A 23985-nucleotide genomic window follows, 5' to 3' on the forward strand; every position below is an offset into this window, starting at 1 on the left:
TGCAGCCATGGGATCTTCAGACATGGGATCTTCAGACATGGGATTTTCAGACATGGGGCTTGAAGCCTTCCTGCCGGTGGCTTTCGTCATCGGCTACCTGCTCGGCTCGATTCCGTTCGGGCTGATTCTGACCAGGCTCGGCGGTACACAGGATCTGCGCTCGATCGGCTCCGGCAGCATCGGCGCGACCAACGTGCTGCGCACGGGGCGCAAGGGCCTTGCCGCGGCAACCCTGCTGTTCGACGCGCTCAAGGGCACCGCGGCCGTGGTGATCGCCGGTTACATCGCGGGTCCCAATGCCGCGATGCTGGCCGGGCTCGGCGCCTTCCTCGGCCATCTCTTCCCGGTCTGGCTCAAGTTCAAGGGCGGCAAGGGCGTCGCCGTCTATATCGGCATCCTGCTCGGCCTGATCTGGCCGGCAGCGGTGGTGTTCTGCCTGCTCTGGCTCGCCACCGCAGCCACGACCCGCTACTCATCGCTCTCGGCGCTGGTGGCGGCTTTCATCACGCCGATGTTCCTGTGGTGGTTCGGCCAACCTGCATTGTCTGCGCTATCAGTCGTGCTGACGCTGCTGCTGTTCTACGCGCATCGCGAGAACATCAAGCGGTTACAATCGGGCAAGGAAAGCCGCATTGGCGAGAAGGCCTGAGCCGGGCATCTACGGATACCGAAGCGGCCCCCTTCTGCATTATGTCCCAAATGCTGTTCGCAACTTGCCGCCGAATCACGGCTGTATGGTGGAACGGGTTCCTGGCCTGGCCCTGATCATGGGCATGGCTCTACGCGGTTGCTCAGAATGAGCGAGAAAATTGTCGGCGCGCACGTTGAAGGTGCCTTGCAGGGCACGGCGGCAAGCCGGCTGCTCTCGTTGACGGACATCTGGTCCAGTGCGCCCTCGCCGTTTCCTGCTCCCAAGCCTGTGCCCGTTTCGCCCCCAGCGGCGCAGCCTGCTCGCATCGCGCAAGCTCCTCTGACGGTTGAGGCCGTGATCGCGGCCGCACCAGTTGCGCCGGCGCGGCCCAGCGCCAACCCATGGCCGCCGCAGAAACTGTCGCTGGCACTCCAGGGCGGCGGCACCTTCGCCGCCTTCACCTGGGGCGTGCTGGAGCGACTGCTGGAAGAGCCATCCATCGCGATCGACACCATCAGCGGCGCCAGCGCCGGCGCCATCAACGCGCTGCTGCTCGCCTCCGGTTTCGCGGAAGGCGGCCGTGAAGGCGCGCGCGCGCGGCTGAACCGGTTCTGGATCCGGCTGATGCACGAGGCCTCGTTCCGATCGCTGATGCTGATCGGCGGCTTCTCGCCGGCGGGAAGCTCGGTCGCGTTCGGTCCGACGCTGCGCTCCGGCCAGTTCGATCCGTTCGATCTCGATCCGCTGCGGCAGGCGCTGTCGCGCGACATCAACTTTTCCGCCTTGCGCGACGCGCGCTGCCCGAAGCTTCTGATCGCGGCGACGCGGATCTGCGACGGGCAGCAGCAGATCTTCCGCAACGACGCGATCACCGCCGACGTCGCGCTGGCCTCGACCTGTCCGCCGCTGGTTCACTGCGCCGTGGAGATCGACGGCGAGGCCTATTGGGACGGCGGCCTCGGCGGCAATCCGCCGCTGCTGCGGCTCGTGCAGGACACGACAAGCTCCGAAATCCTGCTCGTCCAGGTCACGCCGGCGCGCGACAGCTACGTGCCGATCACGCTCGCCGCGATCGACCGCCGGCTCGACCAGATCGCGGCCAATGCCGCCCTCAATGCCGAGATCGCGGCAATCGAATGGACGCAATCGCACGCGGCGTCTTCGCTGCGGCTCTCCAGGATCGCCGCGGAAGATTTCGTCGACGGGCTGGCGCAGCGCTCATCCACCGATCTCGGCCGCGGCTTCATTCGCGCGCTGCACCGGAGTGGGCGCGAGGCCGCGGAGCGCTGGCTCGGGCAAGGCGCGACAGGCGCGGAGGCCAAACGCGCTCTTCCCGCACCTGAACCGGCGCTAGCCTGATTTCGCCAACGCGTTCTCCAGGAACCACGCGGCAGCAAGCGCGCCGGGATCGTTGCCGAATCGCGCGATCACCTGCACCCCGATCGGCAAGCCCCCGACCTTGTGCACCGGCACGTTGACGCAAGGATTGCCCATCAGCGTCCAGAGCCTGTTGTAGCGGGGGTCGCCGGTGGAGGCGAGGTCCTTGGCCGGCGGCGTGCCCGGCGCCGAATAGGTGAGCAGCACGTCGACGCCCTCGAACAATTCACTGACCTCGCGGCGGCCGCGGCGGCTGATCCTGCGTGCGTCGTCGTAGTCCTTCGGCGTCAGGCCGACGGTCGCATCGAGGCTGGCGCGCAGCATCGGCGCGATCTCGTCGTGATGCTCCGAAAACTCCCAGGCGAGCGCGCGATGCGCTTCAAAATCCTGGATGATCGGATGGATGCGCCAGGCCTCCTGCACCGCCTCCGGCAGATCGATGGTCTTCACGCTGGCGCCGGCCTTCTCGGCGGCCTTGATCGCGGCTTGCAGCCCCTCTTCGGCCGCCGGCTCCACGGCGCCGGCAAACTCCTGCCTGACCACGCCGATGCGCGGCGCCTTCGCCGCGACGATGCCGGAGAATTCGGTGCGGCCGGTCATCGCCAGCAATCCGCGCGCGAGATCTTCCGCGCGCGCCCCGAACAGGCCGACGGTGTCGAGCGCCCACGAATAGCATTTGACGCCGACCGTCGGCAGCATCCGGAACGACGGCTTGATCGCAGCAGCCCCGCAATAGGCCGCGGGCCGGATCACCGAGCCGCCGGTCTGCGTGCCCAGCGCCAGCGGGATCATGCCGGCACCGACGGCCGCCGCCGAACCGGAGGACGAGCCGCCCGGCGTATGGCCGAGATTGTGCGGATTGAGCGTCGGGGTCGGATCGCGCGAGGCGAATGCCGTGGTCGTGGTCTTGCCGATGATGGTGGCGCCCGCCCGCTTCAGCATCATCACGACAGGCGCATCGCTGCGCGGCTGCCAGCCGCGATAGATCGATGATCCCATCTCGGTCGGAAAATCGGCGGTGTCGATGATGTCCTTGATCCCGACCGCGATACCGCGCAGCAGACCGGAGGCTTGCGCCTTTGCAGACTTGTCGTGACGGACGAAGGCGTGGACCTCCTTCTCCCGGGCCTCGATCGCCGCGTGCGATTGCGCGATGGCGGCCTCGGGCGAAAGCTCGCCGGCTTCGATGCGGCGCTGGAGATCGGCGAGTGAGATCATGGCAATACCCTTCTTATTGCCATCGCTTTTAGCATCGCGACGAGACCGCGCAAGCGCACGTCACTGTTGCCCACGCCCTCAGGTTGTTCCATGCTGCGCCTGCAAGGAGCCGCCGTGGACGCCATCAATCCCAGCGTGGAGCTGACCGAGGCCGACAGGCTCGACCGCCTGCGGCTGATCCGCTCCGACAATGTCGGGCCGCGCACCTTCCGTTCGCTGGTCAATCATTTCGGCACGGCCCGCGCGGCGCTGGAGCGGCTGCCTGATCTCGCAAGCCGTGGTGGCGCGCAGCGTTCGGCGCGCATCTGCAGCGCCGACGAGGCGAAGGCCGAGCTTGCCGCAAGCCGCAGGTTCGGCATCGCCTGGCTCGCGCCCGGCGAGGATGGTTATCCGACCCGGCTCGCAACGCTCGACGATGCACCGCCGCTGCTCGCCGTGCGCGGCGACAGTGCAACGTTAATGCGGCCGATCATCGCCATCGTCGGCTCGCGCAACGCCTCGGGCGCTGGACTGAAATTCGCCGGTCAGCTTGCCCGCGAGCTTGGCGAGGCCGGCTTTATCATCATCTCGGGGCTCGCCCGCGGCGTCGACCAGGCCGCGCATCGCGCCAGCGTCGAAAGCGGCACGATCGCGGTGCTCGCCGGCGGACATGATTGCATCTACCCGCCCGAGCACGGCGATTTGCTGGCCTCGATCCTCGACCACGAAGGCGCGGCGATTTCCGAGATGCCGCTCGGCCACGAGCCGCGCGCCCGCGACTTTCCCCGCCGCAACCGGCTGATCTCGGGCGCAGCGCTCGGCGTGGTCGTGGTGGAGGCGGCGCACCGCTCGGGCTCGCTGATCACCGCACGCATGGCGGCCGAACAGGGCCGCGAAGTGTTCGCAGTGCCCGGCTCGCCGCTCGATCCGCGCGCCGCCGGCACCAATGATCTGATCAAGCAGGGCGCGACGCTCGTCACCGAAGCCGCAGACGTCGTCAACGCGATCCAGCCGATCATGGAGCGGCCGCTGATGCATCCGGCGAGAGAACCCGACAGCGAGCCGTTCGAGAGCGATCCGCAAGGGCACGACCGCGACCAGATCACCGGCCTGCTCGGCCCCACGCCTGTCACGATCGACGATCTCGTACGGATGTCGGGCGCCTCGCCCGCGATCGTGCGCATCGTGCTCCTGGAGCTGGAACTCGCCGGCCGGCTCGAGCGTCACGGCGGTGGTCTGGTGTCGCTGCTTTAGGTTTCGTTGCGCTGATCGAAACGCGTCCTTGCAGCCTCGATTTGCGCCAGATGGTCCATCGCCCATTTGCCGAGAGCTTCGACGGGCTGCGACAGCCCGCGGCCGAGATCAGTCAGCTCGTAGTCCACGCGCGGCGGAATGGTCGGAAAGATCGTGCGCGTGACGAGGCCGTCGCGCTCCAGCCCGCGCAACGTCAAGGTCAGCATCCGCTGCGAGATGCCGTTGATCATGCGCTTGAGCTCATTGAAGCGCCTCGGCCCGCCCCCGAGCATCATGATCACGAACACGCTCCATTTGTCGCCGACGCGGGACAGCACGGAGGCGACCCCGCGGCAGTCCGCATGGTTGGGATCCGGCCTCGGTGAGGCAGGCAAATCGATGTGTGCAGGTTTCAGGGATGTGCCCATGGCTCAAAAAAGTGCGTTCTTGCGGGGATTTCGATAGTCACTCATGTAGCTCTGGTTACAAACATATACCAGGGTGACCCAAATGAAACTCCTTCATCTCGACTCCAGCGTGCTCGGCCCCCACTCCGTCTCCCGGCAGGTCTCCGCCGCTATCGTCGACCGGCTCCGGCAGTCGACACCGTCGCTCGACATCGTCTATCGCGACCTGACCCAGACCCCGCTCGCCCACCTCTCCGGCTCGCACCTCGCCGCCGCGCAAGGCGCACCTGCGCCGGCGGAGCTCGGACCCGATCTTGCCGCGAGCGCGGCGGTGCTGGACGAGTTCCTGGCTGCCGACATCGTCGTGATCGGCGCACCCATGTACAATTTCACCATTCCCAGCCAGCTCAAGGCCTGGATCGACCGGGTCCTGGTGGCGGGGAAGACGTTCAGCTACGGGGCGAACGGACCGCAGGGTCTTGCCGGTGACAAGCGCGTGATCGTGGCTATCTCGCGCGGCGGCTATTACGGCCCAGCCGCGCTCGGTGAGCATCTCGAAACCTATCTGCGCTGGGTGTTCGGCTTCATCGGCATCACCAGCCCCGAGTTCATTTTCGCCGACGGTATTCAGGTTGGTCCGGATCACCGCGAGAAAGCGGTGGCTGGCGCACTTGAGGCGGCCACCAGCTTGCGCGCGGCGTAAAGCTTACGCCGACACCAGCCGCTGCCGGACTCCGGCGGCGGCTGAGAGTTCGACGAAATTAAAACCAGGCGCCCTGAACGCCGAGAATGACGGCGACGAGCGAAACGAACAGACCGATGCCTGAGAAAAGAGCCACCCCGATGAACTCGGAGGTGTCGGACCGCTTGGCGGGAATGACGGAACGTTCGGCGTAAATACGCGGTGCTGAAATCGACGATGAAATGCGAGCTGCCTTCGGCATATCGGGCTCCCTTGAAAATGAGTCTTGTGACCCTGCCCGTAAAAGGGTCTTTGCAGCGCAAGCGAAGGTTCAACGCCTCACGCAAGGTTCAGAAAAAACGTCTCGCCGGACGAGGGAACCGGCCGGCGCAACCGCTTGCGGCAGCGCCGACCGATTCAATTTTCGCAAAGATTGATCAGCCGCGATAGATCGGCGCGCCGCTCGGAGAAGCGACCGCGCCGCCGTCGACGAATATCTCCTGGCCCTGCACATGCGCGGAATCATCGGAGGCGAGGAACAGCACCGTCTTCGCAACGTGATCTGTTTCACCAATGCGGCCGAGCGGCGTCGACAGCGAGATCCGCTTCTCGAACGCCTTCTCGGCTTCGGGTGTCGCGGTCGCAGGTCCCCAGATCGGCGTACGGGTCGCGCCGGGCGCGACAACGTTGACGCGGATGCCGCGCGGCGACAGTTCTGATGCCATGATCCGCGCCATCGCGCGCACGCCCGCCTTCGCAGCCCCGTAAGCCGAGTAGCCGGGAATGCCAAGCACGGAGATCACCGAGCCGTTGAGGACAATCGAGGCATTATCGTTGAGATAGGGCAGCGCCGACTGAACGGTGAAGAACACGCCGGTGAGGTTCGTGCGGATGACCTTCTCGAAGACCTCCAGCGTCGACGAACCGAGCGGCGTGCCGCCGGCGATCCCGGCGTTGGCGAACACGATGTCGAACTTGCCGAATTTTTCGGCGCCCTTCTTGATTGCAGCTTCCGTCGCGGCGATGTCAGTGGCGTCGGCGGCGAGCGCGAGTGCGTTCGGGCCAAGCTCTTTCGCCGCCGCCTCCAGCGTCTCCTTGTTGCGCCCGGTGATCACCACCTTGGCGCCCTCGGCCACGAAAAGTTTCGCCGTTGCCAATCCAATGCCGCTGTTGCCGCCGGTGATCAGGGCCGTCTTGTTCTTCAGTCTCACGCTCGCCTCCAGTGGTTGCATCATAAAACTAGATTGCCATCTAGGACCTACGGTTTTATGATGCAACCACACAAGCGCGTGACTGATGTCAAAACGCACGGCACGACGGAACGAAGACGATGGTGAAACGAACGAGCTTCGAGGGCGATGCCTGCCCGATTGCGCGATCACTGGAAGCAATCGGCGACTGGTGGTCTCTGCTGATCATCCGCGAGGCGCGGTTCGGCCTGCGCCGCTTCGGCCAGTTTCAAAACAAGCTCGGCATGGCCAAGAACATTTTGTCCGCGCGCCTGCGTGTGCTGGTCGACCACGGCATTCTGGCAACCGCCCCCGCTTCCGACGGCAGCGCGTATCAGGAGTATGTGCTGACGGAGAAGGGCCGCGGCACCTTCCCGATCCTGGTGGCGCTGCGGCAATGGAGCGAGGAATTCGACGATCACCCGGAGGAGATCGCGACGATTCTGGTGGATCGCGAGAAGGGCCGCCCGGTGAAGAAGCTCGAAATGCGCGCCGAGGACGGGCGGCTGCTCAGTCCCGCGGATACGATGCTGAAGCCGCGGCCGGCGCCGCGGCGGCGGTCGGCTGCAGCGCGCTCAGATCGTTGACCGTCATGCTGAGGTGCTCGTCCTGCAAAGCAGGGCGAGCCTCGAAGGATGACAGCCCGGCTGCATCCCGACCGCTCATCCTTCGAGGCTCCCGGCGCGATGCCATGCATCGCGCCGCTCACACCTCAGGATGACGGGTCTGATACTGGCCGGTGCCCTCACGACAGCTTGCGCTTGCTCCGCAGCCGCAGATGCTCGTCGGCTTCCAGCTTGGTCATCCCCAAAAGATAATGCAGCACGTCGAGCTTGTGCCGCTCGGCGAGCTTGCGCAATGCGCCGACCTGCTCGGTGATGAAGGCTACCGCCTCCTCGACGCCGCCCTCGCCCGGTTCCTCGTGACGCGAGCCTCCCAGCGCGCCTGATACGGCGCGCGCCCGTTTCTTTCCTGGCCTAGCCACCAGACCCCACCCGAATCCATATCCCCGCAGAAACATTACGCCGACATCGGCCGCAACTCAAAGGTGGTATTTTGCAACTTTCTCGATATGAAACTTTTCCCATCGGGATGGCTTTCAACACCCCTCGATTTGACAGCGAGGGTCGCACCACCCATGTTCGGGACGAAACGGCCGACCCGAATCTCATCGAATTCGGCCCAGATTTTCCCCGTAAGTTACTGGAACTACATGAATATCGTTATTGTGGAGTCGCCGGCGAAAGCCAAGACGATCAACAAGTATCTGGGCTCGTCCTACGAGGTTTTGGCCTCGTTCGGCCATGTCCGCGACTTGCCTGCGAAGAACGGTTCCGTCGATCCCGACGCCAATTTCAAGATGATCTGGGAGATCGATCCCAAGGCGGCCGGCCGGCTCAACGACATCGCAAAATCCCTGAAGGGCGCTGATCGCCTGATTCTCGCGACCGACCCTGATCGCGAGGGCGAGGCCATCTCCTGGCACGTGCTGGAGGTGCTGAAAGAGAAGCGCGCGCTGAAAGACCACAAGATCGAGCGCGTGGTGTTCAACGCCATCACCAAGCAGGCGGTCACGGACGCGATGAAGAATCCGCGCCAGATCGACGGTGCGCTGGTCGACGCCTATATGGCGCGCCGCGCGCTCGACTATCTGGTCGGATTCACCCTCTCCCCCGTGCTGTGGCGCAAGCTGCCGGGCGCCCGCTCGGCCGGCCGCGTGCAGTCGGTGGCGCTGCGGCTGGTCTGCGATCGTGAACTGGAGATCGAGAAGTTCGTCGCGCGCGAATACTGGTCGCTGATCGCGACCCTGCTGACACCGCGCGGCGATGCCTTCGAGGCGCGTCTCATCGGCGCCGACGGCAAGAAGATCCAGCGTCTCGACATCGGCACCGGCGCGGAAGCGGAAGACTTCAAGAAGGCACTGGAAACGGCGGCCTTTGCCGTCACCTCCGTCGATGCCAAGCCAGCCCGGCGCAATCCGCAGGCGCCCTTCACCACCTCGACGCTGCAGCAGGAAGCCAGCCGCAAATACGGCTTTGCGCCGGCGCACACGATGCGCATCGCGCAGCGGCTTTATGAGGGCATCGACATCGGCGGCGAGACCACCGGACTCATTACTTATATGCGTACCGACGGCGTGCAGATCGATCCGTCCGCGATCACCCAGGCGCGCAAGGTGATCGGCGAGGATTACGGCAACGCCTATGTGCCGGACGCGCCGCGCCAGTACCAGGCCAAGGCCAAGAACGCCCAGGAAGCCCACGAAGCGATCCGCCCGACCGACATGTCCCGCCGCCCCGACAGCATGAGCCGCAGGCTCGATGCCGACCAGGCGAGGCTCTACGAGCTGATCTGGAAGCGCACCATTGCGAGCCAGATGGAATCGGCCGAGCTGGAACGCACCACAGTCGACATCACGGCGAAGGCCGGCGGCCGCACGCTGGACCTGCGCGCGACCGGCCAGGTGGTGAAGTTCGACGGTTTCCTCGCACTCTATCAGGAAGGCCGCGACGACGAGGAGGACGAGGACTCCCGCCGCCTGCCCGCGATGAGCCCGAACGACGCACTGAAGCGGCAGTCGCTCGCCGTCACCCAGCACTTCACCGAGCCGCCGCCGCGCTTCTCCGAGGCCTCGCTGGTCAAGCGCATGGAAGAGCTCGGCATCGGCCGGCCCTCGACCTATGCCTCGATCCTTCAGGTCCTGAAGGACCGCGGCTACGTCAAGCTGGAGAAGAAGCGCCTGCATGGCGAGGACAAGGGCCGCGTCGTGGTCGCATTCCTCGAAAGCTTCTTCGCCCGCTATGTCGAATACGACTTCACTGCCAATCTGGAAGAGCAGCTCGACCGCGTCTCCAACAACGAGATCTCCTGGCAGCAGGTGCTGAAGGATTTCTGGACCGGCTTTATCGGCGCCGTCGACGAGATCAAGGATCTGCGCGTCGCGCAGGTGCTCGACGTACTCGACGAGGTGCTGGGACAGCACATCTATCCGCCGCGCACGGATGGCGGCGACATCAGGCAGTGTCCGAGCTGCGGCAACGGCCGGCTCAACCTCAAGGCCGGCAAGTTCGGCGCCTTCGTCGGCTGCTCGAACTATCCGGAATGCCGCTACACCCGTCAACTTGCTGCCGACGGCGAGGCGAGCGCCGACCGTTCGCTTGGTCAGGATCCCGAAACCGGCCGCGACGTCTGGGTCAAGGCCGGCCGGTTCGGGCCCTACATCCAGCTCGGCGAAGCCAAGGATTATGCCGAAGGCGAGAAGCCCAAGCGCGCGGGCATTCCGAACGGCACCTCGCCCGGCGATGTCGAGCTTGAGCTTGCGCTCAAATTGCTGTCGCTGCCGCGCGAGATCGGCAAGCATCCGGAGACCGGTGAGCCGATCACGGCAGGTCTCGGCCGCTTCGGGCCGTTCGTGAAGCACGAGAAGACCTATGCCAGCCTGGAGGCCGGCGACGAGGTGTTCGACATCGGCATCAACCGCGCGGTCACGCTGATCGCGGAGAAGATCGCCAAAGGCCCGAGCCGGCGCTTCGGCGCCGATCCCGGCAAGGCGATCGGCGATCATCCCACCCTTGGCACCGTCACGGTGAAGGGCGGCCGCTACGGCGCCTATGTCACAGCCGGCGGCGTCAACGCGACGATCCCGAGCGACATCGAGAAAGACGCCATCACGCTGCCGCAGGCGATCGCGCTGATCGACGAACGCGCGGCCAAGGGTGGCGGCAAGAAACCGAAGAAGACGGCGAAGCCGGCCAAGGCCAAGACCAAGGCCAAGAAGGCCGCGGGCGGCGATGACGCCGCGCCAAAAGCCAAAAAGCCGGCCGCGAAGAAGGCGGCCAAACCCAAATCCGAATCCACCAGCAAGGCGCGCGCCGCCGTGTCGTCGTCGGCCAAGACTTCGGCCATCAAGACGTCGCCGACCAAGGCAGCTGGCGCCAAAGCTCCGGCCAAGAAGAGTGCCGGCACCAATTAGAGGCTAAGTGAAACGTAACAATGACCGTGGCTTTCCCGACCGGAACGCCATCGTCGCCTTCATCAAGGCAAATCCCGGAAAGGTCGGAACCCGCGAAATTGCGCGCGAGTTCGGCCTGAAGAACGCCGATCGCGTCGAGCTCAAGCGCATGCTCCGCGAGCTCGCCGACGACGGCCTCGTCAAGAAAACACGCCACACGATCTCAGAGCCCGACAGCCTGCCGTCGACGCTGGTCGCCGACATCACCGGCCGCGACGCTGACGGCGAGCTGGTGGCTTCCCCCACCGAATGGGACGAGATCGAAAGCGGCGAACCGCCAAAGATCCTCATCATAATGCCGCGCCGGCCAAAGCCTGGCACCGCGGCCGGCGTCGGCGATCGCGCGCTGCTGCGCGTCGAGCGCTCCGATGAGACCGTAGGCCCGGCCTATCGCGGCCACATCATCAAGCTCTTCGACAAGACCAAGACCCGCATCCTCGGCGTGTTCCGCAGCCTGGCCGAAGGCGGCGGACGGATCATTCCGGTCGACAAGAAGTCCGCCGACCGCGAGCTGAACATCGCCCCGACCGAGATGCACGGCGCGCAGGACGGCGATCTCGTCAGCGTCGACATCATCCGCTCGCGCGGCTTCGGCCTGGCATCAGGCCGCGTCAAGGAGAAGCTCGGCTCGGTCAAGTCGGAGAAGGCGATCAGCCTGATCGCGATCTACGCGCACGACATTCCGCTGCAATTCCGCCCCGCGGCAGAGCGCGAAGCCGAAGCGGCGGAGCCGGCCAACCTGAAAGGCCGCGAGGACTGGCGCGACGTCCCACTCGTCACCATCGATCCGCCGGACGCGAAAGATCACGACGACGCGGTGCATGCGCAGCCGGATGACGATCCCCACAACAGAGGCGGCTTCATCGTCAACGTCGCCATCGCCGATGTTAGCTTCTACGTCCAGCCGGGCACCGCGCTCGATCGCGACGCGCTCGACCGCGGCAACTCGGTCTATTTCCCCGACCGCGTCGTGCCGATGCTGCCCGAGCGCATCTCCAACAATCTCTGCTCGCTGGTGCCGGGCGAGCCGCGCGGCGCGCTCGCGGTGCGGATGGTGATCGGCCCCGACGGCCGCAAGCGCTCGCACACCTTCCACCGCATCCTGATGCGTTCGGCAGCGAAGCTGAGTTACGCGCAGGCACAGGCCGCGATCGACGGCCGGCCCGACGACACCACAGGCCCCCTGCTCGATCCGATCCTGAAACCGCTCTATGCCGCCTATGCCTGCGTCAAGCGCGCGCGCGACGAGCGCGATCCGCTCAATCTCGATCTGCCCGAGCGCAAGATCCTGCTGAAGAGCGATGGCACGGTCGACCGCGTCGTCGTGCCTGACCGGCTCGACGCGCACAAGCTGATCGAGGAGTTCATGATCCTCGCCAACGTCGCAGCGGCGGAGATGCTCGAGAAGAAGTCCCTGCCGCTGATCTACCGCGTGCATGACGAGCCGACGCTGGAGAAGGTCCACGCGCTCAGCGAGTTCCTGGCGACGCTCGACGTACCCTTCGCCAAGGGCGGCGCGCTGCGCCCCGCTCTGTTCAACCGCGTGCTGGCGCAGCTCGAAGGCCACGACCACTTTCCGCTGGTGAGCGAAGTTGTGCTGCGCGCCCAGGCGCAGGCGGAATATTCCTCGGAGAATTACGGTCATTTCGGCCTGAACCTGCGCCGCTATGCACATTTCACCTCGCCGATCCGCCGCTATGCCGACCTCGTCGTGCACCGCGCCCTGGTCCGCGCGCTAGGCCTTGGCGAAGGCGCGTTGCCCGACAGCGAGACGCCGGAAACTCTCGGCGAGGTCGCCGCCCACATCTCGGTGACCGAGCGCCGCGCGATGAAGGCGGAGCGCGAGACCGTCGACCGCCTGATCGCCCATCACCTCGCCGACCGCATCGGCTCGAGTTTTCAGGGCCGCGTCTCCGGCGTCACGCGCGCCGGCCTGTTCGTCAAGCTGGCCGAGACCGGCGCCGACGGCCTGATCCCGATCCGATCCCTCGGCGCGGAATATTTCAACTATGACGAAGGCCGTCACGCGCTCGTCGGCACGCGCAGCGGCACCATGCATCAGCTCGGTGACGTCGTCGACGTCCGCCTGATCGAAGCAGCACCCATCGCAGGCGCGTTACGCTTCGAGCTGCTGTCCTCCACGGGCGAAACCGCGCCACGGCACCGCAGGTCATCTGGTCCGCAACGCCGCCCCTCGTTCAAGGCGCATCCCGGGCGTAGTCCAGCCAAGAAAGGCAAGCCGGAGAAGCAGAAGAAGCCCGGTAGGGGCAAAAAGGCCAAGGGAAAAGGCAAAGGACAGAAGGGCAAGGCGTGGTGACAACAAGCACAGCCCCAAAAATCTGGACCCGCGAGACCGGCCTCGTCGAGAAGCGCGACGTCTGGACTGCCATGAAGCGCGGCTTTCGCGGCCGCTGCCCGCGCTGCGGCGAAGGAAAGCTGTTCCGCGCCTTCCTGAAGACCGCGGACAATTGCTCCAGATGCGGCCTCGATTTCACGCCGCATCGCGCCGACGATCTGCCCGCCTATCTAGTCATCGTCATCGTCGGCCACATCGTGGTGCCGACTATTTTGTGGATCGAGACCAACTACACCACGCCGGTCTGGATCAGCTTCGCGGCCTACCTGCCCTTCACCTTCGTCGCCTCGCTCGCACTGCTGCAGCCGGTCAAGGGCGCCGTGGTCGGATTGCAATGGGCTCTGCGTATGCACGGGTTTGACGAGAACCCACAGGATGGTATTCCGCCGGTGTAAGCAAAATAAACAAGAAGCGGTTTGGGTGAGGACATGACGGATACGTCGCAGACAGCCGAGAAGGCAAAGATCCACGACGGCAAGGAAGCCGACCACCATCCCTATTTCCGTCCCCGGGATGCGGCCACACTGATCCTGGTCGATCGCAGCGGCGCCGTTCCCAAAGTCCTGGTCGGCAAGCGCCACGACAAGGTGGTGTTCATGCCCGGAAAGTTCGTCTTCCCCGGCGGCCGCGTCGACAAGGACGATTATCGCGTGCCGTGCGCGGCGCCGATCACCGCCGAGCTCGAATCCAATCTCGCCAAGGGCAGCCCGAAGACCCCGGCCTCGCGTGCGAAGTCGCTCGCCATTGCCGCGATCCGCGAAGCCTGTGAGGAGACCGGCCTCTGCCTCGGGCGCAAGATTCAAGACAAGTTCGAGGGCAAAGCCAAACTCGAAGGTGCCTGGAAGCCGTTCGTGGATGCTGGCCTGTTGCCCGATCCCTCCAGCCTGTTCCTGATCGCGCGCGCGATCACCCCGCCCGGCCGCGTCAAGCGGTTCGACACGCGCTTCTTCACGGCGGACGCCTCCGCGATCACCCATCACGTCGAAGGCGTGATCCATACCGATGCCGAACTTGTCGAGCTGGTCTGGGTCGAACTCGGCTCAAAGCCGCTCGCCGATCTGCATCCGATGACCCGCAATGTACTCAACGAACTCCACACGCGCCTTGCCACCGGCCCGCTCCGTCACGATGCGCCGGTGCCGTTCTTCCATTTCTACGGCGGCAAGATGCAGAAGGATATTTTGAGCTGACTACTCGTCCGCATCCGGCTCGGTGCCGACATAGTCGCGCGCGGGAAGGTTCAGCGCTCGCCCGAGCTCGTTGGCGAGTTGGCTGGCTTCCTCGCGCTTGGTGAAGCTCATCAGCGCGATCGGCTCGGTGCCCTTGTTGCCGCAGAGATTGACGTCGTGCGTCGTCGCTTGCGGATCGTAGTCGTCGGTGATGCCAATGAAATGATAATCGGCGAGATCGCGACGCTTGCGAAAATTCAGCGGACCGAACTGCCTGGTGATGACGATCTGGCGCAGCGTCTCGTTCAGCACGACGAAATAGCGGAACGTCAACAGGATGATTCCGGGAATCCCGACGAGCAGCCCGAGCCCCGTGAACACCAGCACCGGCACGAGATCATCGGCGAGCCTTCCGAAGCCGGCAAAATCCTGGCGCAGACCGAGCGCGACATTCCACAGCAGATAGCCGCTCGCCGCCAGCAGCGGCAATGACAGCAGCCGCCCGACCCAGGGCATGGGCCGGTCGATGCGGACGATACTGCCGTCCACGGTCATAGCGTCTGCCATTGAAGGCCTCCTCACGAGCCGAAGTCATGGCTTGGTCGGAGCGAGCGGCGGATCGGTTCGATGGCCCTCGCCATCGTTCCGGGCTAGCACCCCGGAATGACGGGATTGTGCTGAGTGCGTCGCGAAAAACAAAAAAATCTTCCCGCCCTTACCAATGGCGGAGTTCCCCGGCGTGCCTATGTCTTCTTCAACCACACAAGGAACGGATACGGGGCGATGGCACAACGGCAACTCAAGCTTGGCGCGTTCATGCGCCCGATCAGCATCCACACTGGCGCCTGGCGCTATCCCGGGGCCTGGCCGGACGCCAATTTCAATTTCGGCCACATCAAGACGCTGATCAGGAAGCTCGAGGCCGGCAAGTTCGACGCCTTCTTCATGGCCGATCACCTCGCCGTGCTGAACATGCCGGTCAACGCGCTCAAGCGCAGCCACACCGTGACCTCGTTCGAGCCGTTCACGCTGCTGTCGGCGCTCTCCGCCGTCACCGAGCGCATCGGCCTGATCGCGACCGGCTCGACCACCTTTGACGAGCCCTATCACGTGGCACGGCGTTTCGCCTCGCTCGACCATCTCAGCGGCGGACGTGCGGGCTGGAATATCGTCACCACCTCGAATCCGGATGCCGCGCTGAATTTCGGCCTCGACGACCACATGGAGCACGCCGAGCGCTACAAGCGCGCCCGCGAGTTCTACGACGTCGTCACCGGCCTCTGGGATTCCTTCGCCGACGACGCCTTCGTGCGCGACGTCGAAAGCGGCGTGTTCGTCGATCCCGCGAAGATGCATGTGCTCGATCACAACGGCAAATATCTGAAGGTGCGCGGGCCGCTCAACATCGCCCGCCCTGTGCAGGGCTGGCCGCTGATCGTGCAGGCCGGCGCATCGGAAGACGGCAGGCAGCTTGCGGCCGAGACAGCAGAGGCCGTGTTCACCGGCGGCGGCAGCCTCGCCGACAGCCAAAAGCTCTATGCCGACATCAAGGGCCGCATGGAGAAGATCGGCCGCGACCCCGAGCATCTGAAAATCCTGCCCGGCGCCTTCGTGGTGGTCGGCGACAGCGTCGACGAGGCCAAGGAGAAGCGTGCGTTGCTCGACAGCCGCGTGCACTACGACAGCGCCATCGCCTCGCTGTCCGTCATCCTCGGCACCGATGCCTCCGGCTTCGATCCCGATGGCCCGCTGCCCGAAATCCCCGAGACCAATGCCAGCAAGAGCGGCCGGCAGCGCATGGTCGACCTCGCCGCGCGCGACAAGCTCACGGTGCGCCAGCTCGCCCAGCGCGTCGGCGGCTATGGCGGGCTGTCCTTCGTCGGCACCGCAAAAACCATCGCCGACCAGATGGAGGAATGGCTGGTCGGGCGCGGCTCGGACGGCTTCAACATCATGTTCCCGTTCCTGCCCGCCGGCCTCGACGACTTCGTCGACAAGGTCGTGCCGGAGCTGCAGCGGCGCGGGATTTTCCGCAAAGAGTATGAAGGGCCCACCTTGAGGGAGAATCTGGGCCTGCCGCGGCCGAAAAACCGGTTCTTCGAGGGGTGATCGGGCCGATTTGAGTGCTTTTCGACCCCTAAAATCTTGACATCAGGCGGTTTCTGGCTAGGTTGCCGCCCAACGCGGGCCGTTTGGCCGGCTCCAGATTCCCTTATTGTTGAGGTTCAGAACATGGCCAAAGCGGTCACCATCAAGGTCAAGCTCGTGTCCTCGGCCGACACCGGCTTCTACTACGTCGCCAAGAAGAATTCGCGCACCATGACCGACAAGATCGTCAAGAAGAAGTACGATCCCGTCGCGCGCAAGCACGTCGAATTCCGCGAAGCCAAGATCAAGTAAGATCGCCTAAACACTGCTGAGTTTTGCGGGGCCCTTTCGGGCCCCGTTTTTATTTGTGCCTCTCTCCGTGTCTGCGCTGACGCAAGCGCTTTCACATTTCGGAAAGCTTCCGGAAAGGCGGCCGGCAACCAGACGCCCGGCGTTGGCGCGAGGGCTGCGACTGCGCCCCGCACGTTCCCTCTCGTGTCCCGGACGCGCTGCAGCGTGAAACGCTGCTGCGCAGAGCCGGGATCCAGAAAGCAACACAACGCGGTGCAGGAGACGTGGGCCCCGGCTCTGCCGCGCACCGCTGAAGAAGCGTTGCGCTGCGTCCGGGGCGCGAGAGCGCGAGGACGCGTGCTTCTGGAAATGTCGCGTCCGCTATGCGCGCAGAAGACGACGCCGAAGCCGAGTCGCTCGATGTCGACAACGGGCCGATAACCGCCATCATCGGCCATTGGACACAGTCAATTCATCGCAGCAAGAACCATTTTTTTCATGTTTGCAAGGGCGTGGTAACCCTTCGCCAATTGCAAAAGGTTTTCCCTTTCCGGTCCATGCGGTAAGCAAGCGGCATCTTCACGCAGGGCTTTCGCTAGTTCGTCGCACTGGTCGATGGTCAGGTGTTCCTCTTGCATAGCGGCCCTCAAAGCATTCGAGTTGGTCGTTCCCAACCGATGCCGGCCCGAGGCGTTCCCGGATCATTGTTTGTGTCCCGCGGGATTAGCTTGTCACACTGACGCAACCGGGAGCTATGCAAATGCGGCAGATTCTTCTAACTTCTATTTTGCTACCGTTGCATAGTTCTCGTCGATTTTTGTTTCCCAGGACAGGCGCTCGATCCTACCGTCGCATCTAGTAATTGCTGAGTGGAGATTGGAAAATGGCTTGGAGCAAAGTTCTCAGCTTTACCGATCCGTTTCCGTATCAGACGAACGTTCGTGCCAAGCAGCGTGGCGTCCGTTCAAAGCTCGCAAACTGACGATAGCCTACGCCGTCCGTAACACCGGCGCCGGGGGCTGCGACGGCCGGATCAGCGCGAACGCGACCTGGATGATGCCACCGGCGAGGCCGAGCGCCACGCCGATGCGCCAGGCCATGGTGTAGGAGCCGAGCGCGTCGTAGATCACCCCTCCTCCATACGCGCCGAGGAAGCTGCCGATCTGGTGGCTCATGAAGGCGAGGCCCTGGATCATCGCCTGCCAGCGCAAGCCGAACATCTCGGCGACCGCGCCCGCGACCAGCGGGCCGACGCCCATCCAGAGGAAGCCCATGATCGCGCCGAACAATAGCGTCGAGGCCGGCGTCGCAGGCAGCATGAAGTACCAGGCGAGTGCGAGCGAGCGCAGGATGTAGATACCGCCGAGTAGCGCCAGCTTGTTCCAGCGCTGGCCGGCCCAGCCGAAGAACAGCGATCCCAGCACGTTGAAGCCGCCGATCATGCCCAGCGTCTGCGCGCTCAGCATCGGATCGAGGCCGCAGATCGCGAGATAAGACGGCAGGTGCGTGGTGAGGAACACGAGCTGCATGCCGCAGACGAGATAGGCGCAGGTCATCACCACGAAGGACGCGTTGCCGAACGCGGTCTTCGCCGCGGTCGCGGCCGTTGCATCGCCGATGTCATCGGCGGAAGGCTTCGGCAGCGGGATCGCGTCGACACGCCCGGCATACCAGGCCGCAGGGATCATCAGCACCGACATGACGACGAAGCCGACGAGGCCGGCGCGCCAGCCGAATCCCTCGTTGAGCATCTGCCCGATCGGCGCCGACAGCAGTGCGCCGAGCGAGCCCGCTCCGGAGACGATGCCGAGCACGGTGGAGCGCACCGTCGCCGGCACCGCGCGCGCCGCCACCGACATCGCGATCGCAGCTGCGGTGCAGGCCAGCGACGTCCCGATCAGGACGCCGGCGCCGATCATGATGCTGACGAGCCCGTTGGCGGTCGCCATCAGCACCAGGCCCGCGATGTACATGAACGATCCGGCGATCATGATCGGACGAAAGCCGTAGCGCACGGTCAGCGCGCCGATAGGCGGCTGGAGAAAGCCCCAGGCGAGATTCTGCACGGCCAGCGCCAGCGTGAAGTCGGAGATCGACAGATGAATGTCGTGCGTCAGCGGCTGCATGAAGATGCCGAGGCTCTGCCGCAGCCCCATGCTCAGCGTCAGCATGATCGAGGCGCCGATCAGGATAGGCAATGTCGGACGCAGGACCTGCAGCAGGGGCATTTTCTTCTCCCTCATCGGCGCGGCGCGCGCGCCGTCGTCTGCATTGCTCGTTGATTTTGGTTACACAGACCTGTGTACTTAGGCTATGGATAGCGCGCGCTGTCAAGCGAACAGGACATTCACCGCCGCATGGCTCCCCCGCCCGCCCCACAGACGATGAAAGAGCGGATCCTCGAGACCGCCGACAAGCTGTTCTATCTGCAAGGCATTCGCGCCATCGGCGTCGATACCATCGCGGCCGAGATCGGCATCTCCAAGCGCACGCTCTACAACCACTTCCCCTCCAAGGACGCGCTGATCGCGGCGTATCTCGAACGCCGCTTCGTGCAGCCCCGCGCCTCGGACAAGGCCCCGGCCGAGCAGATCCTCGCCACCTTCGATTCGCTGGAGCGGCGTTTTGCTGCCAAGGATTTTCGCGGCTGCCCGTTCGTGAACGCGGTCGCCGAGCTTGGCCCGGCGGATCGCGCCGTGAAGAAGATCGCAATCGCCTTCAAGGAAAGCCGCCGCGTCTGGTTTCGCGACCGGCTGAACGAGCTCGGCGTTACGGACGCGGAGGCACTTGCAACACAGCTCGTGCTGCTGGTCGACGGCTCGATCGCGCAGGACCTCGTTCGCGACGATCCCGCGATGGCGCGCGCGGCGAAGGAAGCGGCGAAGGTGCTGCTGCGGAATGCGGGGGTGGATGTGGGAGATAAGGCTGCAGTGAAGGCAGGCAAGCGGGCCGCCCGGTATCCCTGAAGCCGCTGATAGATCAGAACCCGATCCGCTCGCCGCAAGAAGCCCGGATAGGCGAGCACGCCCCCGAACGTCCAACCTAGTTCACCGTGCTTCACCTTCGATCTCTTGAAGAGAGCGAGCCGATATCCCTGAGGGAGCGGCTTGCGTCAACAATCCGGGAATTCTGGGGCCGATGAATGGGCTTGGAACGACTTGCCGATTGCAAAGTTTTCCCGTTGCCCTTTGCCAAGGGGTGACTGCCTTCCCCAAAGGGCAGCCTCAACAGCCCCAGCTTCACCGCCCTGAAGCTGGGGTCCTTTTGCTGTCTCGACAATTTGGTCTGCAGACCTCAGGAGGCGTTGATGCAAGCCGATCACGCGACCCTTCTTGTTGAACGGTTTAACGACCTCTCTTCTCAACTTTCAGATCTGAAAGATCTCCGGCTTAAAGTCGAAGAGGCGGAGCGACGCGCTTGCATTGTGCCTCCATTGCAGTCGCCTCCGAGCACTCAATCGCCTCCGCGCCAGCCGACATCTTCCTGAGCGCGTCATGGACCGCGCTAGCGGAACCAGCGCCCCTCAGGCAGTGAGCCTGACGTATTGAAATCCGATATCTGCCCATGGTAGCTTTCTACTTTTTCCCGATATTGTTTTTTGTGCTGCGGAGGACATTTATGCGAAGCTCTCGCGCAATCCTATATGCCCAACGACTTAGCGAACTCACTTCTCAGCTCTCAGAATTGGAATATCTTCGAGGTCTGGTCGAAGAAGCAGAGCGAAGCGCCCGCGGTGTGCCTCCATTACGCTTGACACATCCTGCTTCGCGCCGCCTTCGAAGGCGTGAACCGGGCGCCCTGTCTGTCCGCCTCCGTCGCCACGCGCCACCAAACAGGAATGCAGGAGCTATCAACCTCCCTGACAACGACAACCAAGTCGATTGGACCTTGCTGGAGCCATTCCCCGACGGATGGTGGGCTTCCCCCTAAACCTCTCCAAGCGCTGGGACGAAGAGATCGATCCAACGCCCGAGAGACGCTCCCCTGAAGAGAGCGAGCCGATATCCCTGAAGGGAGCGGACAGGCACCTACAATCGGGCCGAAGTTCGAATGCAGCGGAAAATGTGAGCAGTTTCATAAAAGTGCACAGAAAGCAGGGCTAAAATCCGATACCTTCCTTCGGTTCACCCCCTAGTGCGGCTGCCTGCCCTTTCTTTTGCTAAGAGTTTTCAGCGGCTTTGTGTTGGAGGCATTGATGAAGAACTCTCCCGGTCTCCTTTTTGCCCAACGGTTGAACGAACTCAATTCTCAGCTCTCAGAATTGGAAGAACTTCGAACTCGGATCAAAGAAGCGGAGCGACGCGCCTGCGGTGCACCTACACTACGATCGACGCCAAAAACTCCGAAGTCTCGAAAATCGATATCTGTCCTGACACTCGTAACCGTCCCACCTGCCGAACGTCGCCTGAGGCTTCGTCCCTGAGAGGAACGGCTTGCGCTCCGCCTCGATATTAAACAAGCTCATGCGCCACCGGAGCGTAGTATTGGGTGGCCGCCCCCCTTTTATTAGGACCTTTGGCTAGAACCGCCGTCGCCTCCCAGGGCGGCGGCGGTTTCGATTTGTCGATACATATCAAGCGGCCTGAAGGGAGTGGAAGGTCTCAGGTGACGCTTGACACGCGACAACAACCCAAGGAAGCATCTGGCGTTTTTCATGCCCTTTGGAGATTGCCGATGACCACCATCCACATGGACTCGTCCCTCAGCCAGACCGCCACCCGCGCCGTTTTGAAGGGAGGAGTTCTGAGCTGCACAAAGACCAGCGACAAGGACGTTTATTCCCATTCGATTTGGGCGACCGAAAGCAACATCCGTCAATTCACGATGCACGAAGGGGACAGCATCGTCATCCCACCCGGTTCGACCGTGACGATATGGATATTCCGAAGGCAGCCGGGAAATTCTACTTGGACCATGGACTTCGAATTCAAGGAAAAGGCTGCCTGACAAGCCATTCGAAACAGCCGCTCTCGGAAAGTCCAAGAGCGGTCCTTTGGAGAGAGCGAGCCGATACCCCTGAGGGAGCGGCTTGCCTCAACAAATCCGGGAATTCTGCGGCCGACGAATGGCTTTGGAACGACCTGCCGATGGCAAAGTTTTCCCGTTGCCCTTTGCCAAGGGCGACTGCCTTCCCCAAAGGGCAGCCTCAAGACAGCCCCAGCTTCACCGCCCTGAAGCTAGGGTCCTTTTGTTCCAGATTCACATGCTTTAATGAAGTTGCGCCCGCCCGATGAATACTCTGAAGTCTTGGAATGGCTTTGGTGCTGGGGCGATAAATGCAGGAATTTCGCACGATCCTTTTGGCCCAACGGTTGAACGACCTCTCTTCACAACTCTCAGAGCTGGAAAATCTTCGGCTTCAGATCGAACAAGCGGAGCGACGCCGGCGGGCTGCGCGGCGGCTTCCCCTCGATTATTCCGCGTCTGGCTCATAAGCGCTTGGCGCTTCCCTGAGGGAGTGCCGGGGAGCGGATCAGGCCGCTGTGGCCATCAGTGCGTTCGCTACCTGCACCGTTGCGAGATGCGTGAACCAGTCCATGCCGTCACCAGCAAGATGCTGCTGATCTGAGGAAACAACCCAGCTCCGGTTCTGCCCGCGACTCCGCCCGTCGAATAACCTGTGGAGTCCAACCACGATGTGTAGACGCTGCGGCGGACTGGATTCCCCGCCTGCCGCCCACGCTAAAAGCTTCGGCGCCACTGGACCTCACCTCGGCGAAGCCTTGGCGTAGCCGGGTCGCTGGGAATGACGGCGCAGTTTGTTGACGTTCGGGATGCTAGCAGCATGTCCCTGTTTTGCCCGACGAGTCAAACGGCGTTGCTGTCTGCATCAGCCGTTTTGCGGCCGACGTAAGCCGTTGATTCCACTATCACCGGCTACTGTGCATGGGGTTGTTTTCGCGTTTTTTTTCGTGCGGCCCTGTGCGAGCGGCCTCACGCGGCCTGCGACACCACGCGGTTGCGGCCGTCGTGCTTGGCGCGATACATCGCGGTGTCGGCGCGCTTGAGGACGTCGCCAACCGCCTCGCCCTTCTGCTCCAGCGTGGTCAGCCCGATCGAGATCGTGACTTCGATGCGCTTGGTGCCCTTGTGGATCGCGAACGGTTCGCCCGCGATCGAGCGGCGCAGCCGCTCGGCGACCATGCCGGCGACGTGGAGATCGGTCTCCGGCATCACGATGACGAATTCCTCGCCGCCGTAGCGGCAGGCGAGATCGATGCCGCGGATCGACTTACGCACCCGCACGGCGAATTCGCGTAGCACGTCGTCGCCGGCGTCGTGGCCGTAATTGTCGTTGATCGACTTGAAGTAGTCGATGTCCAAAATCATCAGCGCGAGCGGCTTGCCGCGGGTCGCGGCCTGCTCGGCCAGCGTCGCGAGATGGCTCTCCATGTAGCGGCGATTGTGCAGCCCGGTGAGCGCGTCGGTGATCGCCATCTCGATCGAGTTCTGCACGTTGTCGCGCAGATGATCGGTGTAGCGGCGGCGGCGGATCTGGGTGCGGGCGCGCGCCAGCAGCTCGATCTTGTCGATGGGACGCAGCAGATAGTCGTTGACGCCGATCTCGAGGCCACGCAGCAGCCGCGTCGAGTTCTCGGGGTCGGCGATCGCCAGGATCGGCACATGGCGCGTACGCTCCAGCGAGCGCGCCTGGCTGCATAGCCGCAGCCCGTCGAAATTGTTGAGGTCGAGCGAGACGATCAGGAGGTCGTAATTGCCCTCGGCGGCGTGGAACAGCGCTTCCGTCGGGTTCGGCTCGACGTCGATAGTGTGCTCGGCGGCGAGGATCGTCGCCAGCCGCTCGTAGGAGGACTGGCGGTCGTCGACCAGGAGGATGCGGCCGCCCTTGCCGGTGTCGGCCACGGCGGTGCGCTCGGGCGCCTGCATGCCGATCTCGAGCGAGGTGATGGCGCGCATGCGCAGCTCATCGGTCATCATCTTCAGCCGCGTCAGCGAGCGCACGCGCGCGATTAGCACGACGTCGGAGACCGGTTTGGTGAGGAAATCGTCGGCGCCGGCCTCCAGTCCGCGGTTGCGGTCGGACGGGCTGTCGAGCGCGGTGACCATCACGACAGGGATGTGATGCGTGGCCGGATCGGTCTTGAGGCGGCGGCAGACTTCGAAACCGTCCATGTCCGGCATCATGACGTCGAGCAGGATGATGTCGCATTCGGACCGGCGCGAGATCTCCAGCGCCTCGGTGCCGTTCGAGGCGGTCATCACGTCGAAATATTCGGCGGACAGGCGGGCTTCGAGCAGCTTGACGTTGGCAGGAACGTCATCGACGACGAGGATACGCGCGGACACTGTGA

At 63.9% G+C, this 23985-nt stretch carries 22 protein-coding genes; 13 read left to right on the top strand and 9 right to left on the bottom strand.

Going from position 1 to position 23985, the window contains the following annotated elements:
* Positions 1–52: 52 nt before the first annotated feature.
* A complete protein-coding gene (gene plsY, locus IVB27_RS15120; protein WP_247444354.1) occupies positions 53–649 on the top strand; it encodes a glycerol-3-phosphate 1-O-acyltransferase PlsY in 597 nt (198 codons plus the stop codon).
* 147 nt (positions 650–796) lie between these two features.
* Positions 797–1990 carry a patatin-like phospholipase family protein gene (locus IVB27_RS15125; protein WP_247444306.1) on the top strand — a complete coding sequence of 398 codons (1194 nt, stop codon included), beginning with the start codon at positions 797–799 and terminating at the stop codon, positions 1988–1990.
* Here IVB27_RS15125 and IVB27_RS15130 read toward each other — a convergent pair.
* Complete coding sequence (locus IVB27_RS15130) at positions 1982–3226, bottom strand: amidase (protein WP_247444307.1); 1245 nt, start codon at positions 3224–3226, stop codon at positions 1982–1984. The genes IVB27_RS15125 and IVB27_RS15130 overlap by 9 nt on opposite strands.
* Positions 3227–3316: 90 nt before the next feature.
* Here IVB27_RS15130 and dprA point away from each other — a divergent pair, with 90 nt between their 5' ends.
* Positions 3317–4459, top strand: a complete 1143-nt coding sequence (gene dprA / locus IVB27_RS15135; protein ID WP_247444308.1) for a DNA-processing protein DprA — start codon at positions 3317–3319, stop codon at positions 4457–4459.
* Here dprA and IVB27_RS15140 read toward each other — a convergent pair.
* Positions 4456–4866, bottom strand: coding sequence for a winged helix-turn-helix transcriptional regulator (locus tag IVB27_RS15140; RefSeq protein WP_247444309.1), 411 nt, complete (start codon positions 4864–4866; stop codon positions 4456–4458). The two genes, dprA and IVB27_RS15140, sit on opposite strands and share 4 nt — an antisense overlap.
* 82 nt (positions 4867–4948) lie before the next feature.
* On the opposite strand from IVB27_RS15140, the gene IVB27_RS15145 reads away from it, so the two are divergent.
* Complete coding sequence (locus tag IVB27_RS15145) at positions 4949–5548, top strand: FMN-dependent NADH-azoreductase (protein WP_247444310.1); 600 nt, start codon at positions 4949–4951, stop codon at positions 5546–5548.
* A 58-nt stretch (positions 5549–5606) separates the two neighbouring features.
* Here the strand turns inward: IVB27_RS15145 and IVB27_RS15150 are convergent, their stop codons facing one another.
* A complete protein-coding gene (locus IVB27_RS15150; RefSeq protein WP_247444311.1) occupies positions 5607–5789 on the bottom strand; it encodes a hypothetical protein in 183 nt (60 codons plus the stop codon).
* 175 nt (positions 5790–5964) lie between these two features.
* The gene (locus IVB27_RS15155) at positions 5965–6738 is read right to left on the bottom strand and encodes an SDR family oxidoreductase (protein ID WP_247444312.1); all 774 of its coding nucleotides are present in this window, start codon (positions 6736–6738) and stop codon (positions 5965–5967) included.
* Positions 6739–6857: 119 nt separating this feature from the next.
* Between IVB27_RS15155 and IVB27_RS15160 the strand changes: the two genes are divergently transcribed.
* Entirely contained in the window at positions 6858–7343 is a 486-nt protein-coding gene (locus IVB27_RS15160; RefSeq protein WP_247444313.1) for a winged helix-turn-helix transcriptional regulator, read from the top strand.
* Between the two features lie 158 nt (positions 7344–7501).
* Here the strand turns inward: IVB27_RS15160 and IVB27_RS15165 are convergent, their stop codons facing one another.
* On the bottom strand, positions 7502–7741 hold the full coding sequence (locus tag IVB27_RS15165; protein WP_247444314.1) for a hypothetical protein: 240 nt from the start codon (positions 7739–7741) through the stop codon (positions 7502–7504).
* A gap of 228 nt (positions 7742–7969) precedes the next feature.
* Between IVB27_RS15165 and topA the strand changes: the two genes are divergently transcribed.
* Genes topA through IVB27_RS15185 form a run of 4 tightly spaced genes read left to right on the top strand, consistent with a single transcriptional unit; the run spans position 7970 to position 14314 of the window.
* Positions 7970–10729 (top strand): type I DNA topoisomerase, encoded by a 2760-nt coding sequence (gene topA / locus IVB27_RS15170; protein WP_247444315.1) that lies wholly within the window; start codon positions 7970–7972, stop codon positions 10727–10729.
* Between the two features lie 7 nt (positions 10730–10736).
* Positions 10737–13085 (top strand): ribonuclease R, encoded by a 2349-nt coding sequence (gene rnr, locus IVB27_RS15175; RefSeq protein WP_247444316.1) that lies wholly within the window; start codon positions 10737–10739, stop codon positions 13083–13085.
* A complete protein-coding gene (locus IVB27_RS15180; RefSeq protein ID WP_247444317.1) occupies positions 13079–13519 on the top strand; it encodes a DUF983 domain-containing protein in 441 nt (146 codons plus the stop codon). The genes rnr and IVB27_RS15180 overlap by 7 nt, the downstream gene beginning before the upstream one ends.
* A gap of 33 nt (positions 13520–13552) precedes the next feature.
* On the top strand, positions 13553–14314 hold the full coding sequence (locus IVB27_RS15185; protein WP_247444318.1) for an NUDIX hydrolase: 762 nt from the start codon (positions 13553–13555) through the stop codon (positions 14312–14314).
* Here the strand turns inward: IVB27_RS15185 and IVB27_RS15190 are convergent, their stop codons facing one another.
* A complete protein-coding gene (locus tag IVB27_RS15190; RefSeq protein WP_247444319.1) occupies positions 14315–14860 on the bottom strand; it encodes a hypothetical protein in 546 nt (181 codons plus the stop codon). It abuts the gene before it with no gap.
* Positions 14861–15076: 216 nt separating this feature from the next.
* On the opposite strand from IVB27_RS15190, the gene IVB27_RS15195 reads away from it, so the two are divergent.
* Positions 15077–16402 (top strand): LLM class flavin-dependent oxidoreductase, encoded by a 1326-nt coding sequence (locus IVB27_RS15195; protein WP_247340647.1) that lies wholly within the window; start codon positions 15077–15079, stop codon positions 16400–16402.
* A gap of 123 nt (positions 16403–16525) precedes the next feature.
* On the top strand, positions 16526–16693 hold the full coding sequence (gene rpmG / locus IVB27_RS15200) for a 50S ribosomal protein L33 (protein ID WP_247321864.1): 168 nt from the start codon (positions 16526–16528) through the stop codon (positions 16691–16693).
* A 446-nt stretch (positions 16694–17139) separates the two neighbouring features.
* Here rpmG and IVB27_RS15205 read toward each other — a convergent pair whose 3' ends face one another.
* A complete protein-coding gene (locus IVB27_RS15205) occupies positions 17140–17310 on the bottom strand; it encodes a hypothetical protein (protein ID WP_247444320.1) in 171 nt (56 codons plus the stop codon).
* A 351-nt stretch (positions 17311–17661) separates the two neighbouring features.
* Positions 17662–18900: an MFS transporter gene (locus tag IVB27_RS15210; protein WP_247444321.1), complete on the bottom strand. Its 1239-nt coding sequence runs from the start codon at positions 18898–18900 to the stop codon at positions 17662–17664.
* A gap of 129 nt (positions 18901–19029) precedes the next feature.
* Here IVB27_RS15210 and IVB27_RS15215 point away from each other — a divergent pair, with 129 nt between their 5' ends.
* Positions 19030–19638, top strand: a complete 609-nt coding sequence (locus IVB27_RS15215; RefSeq protein ID WP_247444322.1) for a TetR/AcrR family transcriptional regulator — start codon at positions 19030–19032, stop codon at positions 19636–19638.
* A 1708-nt stretch (positions 19639–21346) separates the two neighbouring features.
* Positions 21347–21619, top strand: a complete 273-nt coding sequence (locus IVB27_RS15220) for a hypothetical protein (RefSeq protein ID WP_247444323.1) — start codon at positions 21347–21349, stop codon at positions 21617–21619.
* Between the two features lie 987 nt (positions 21620–22606).
* Here IVB27_RS15220 and IVB27_RS15225 read toward each other — a convergent pair.
* On the bottom strand, positions 22607–23980 hold the full coding sequence (locus IVB27_RS15225) for a PleD family two-component system response regulator (RefSeq protein ID WP_247444324.1): 1374 nt from the start codon (positions 23978–23980) through the stop codon (positions 22607–22609).
* Between the last annotated feature and the right edge of the window lie 5 nt (positions 23981–23985).

Source organism: Bradyrhizobium sp. 197, assembly GCF_023073375.1.
Lineage (GTDB): Bacteria > Pseudomonadota > Alphaproteobacteria > Rhizobiales > Xanthobacteraceae > Bradyrhizobium.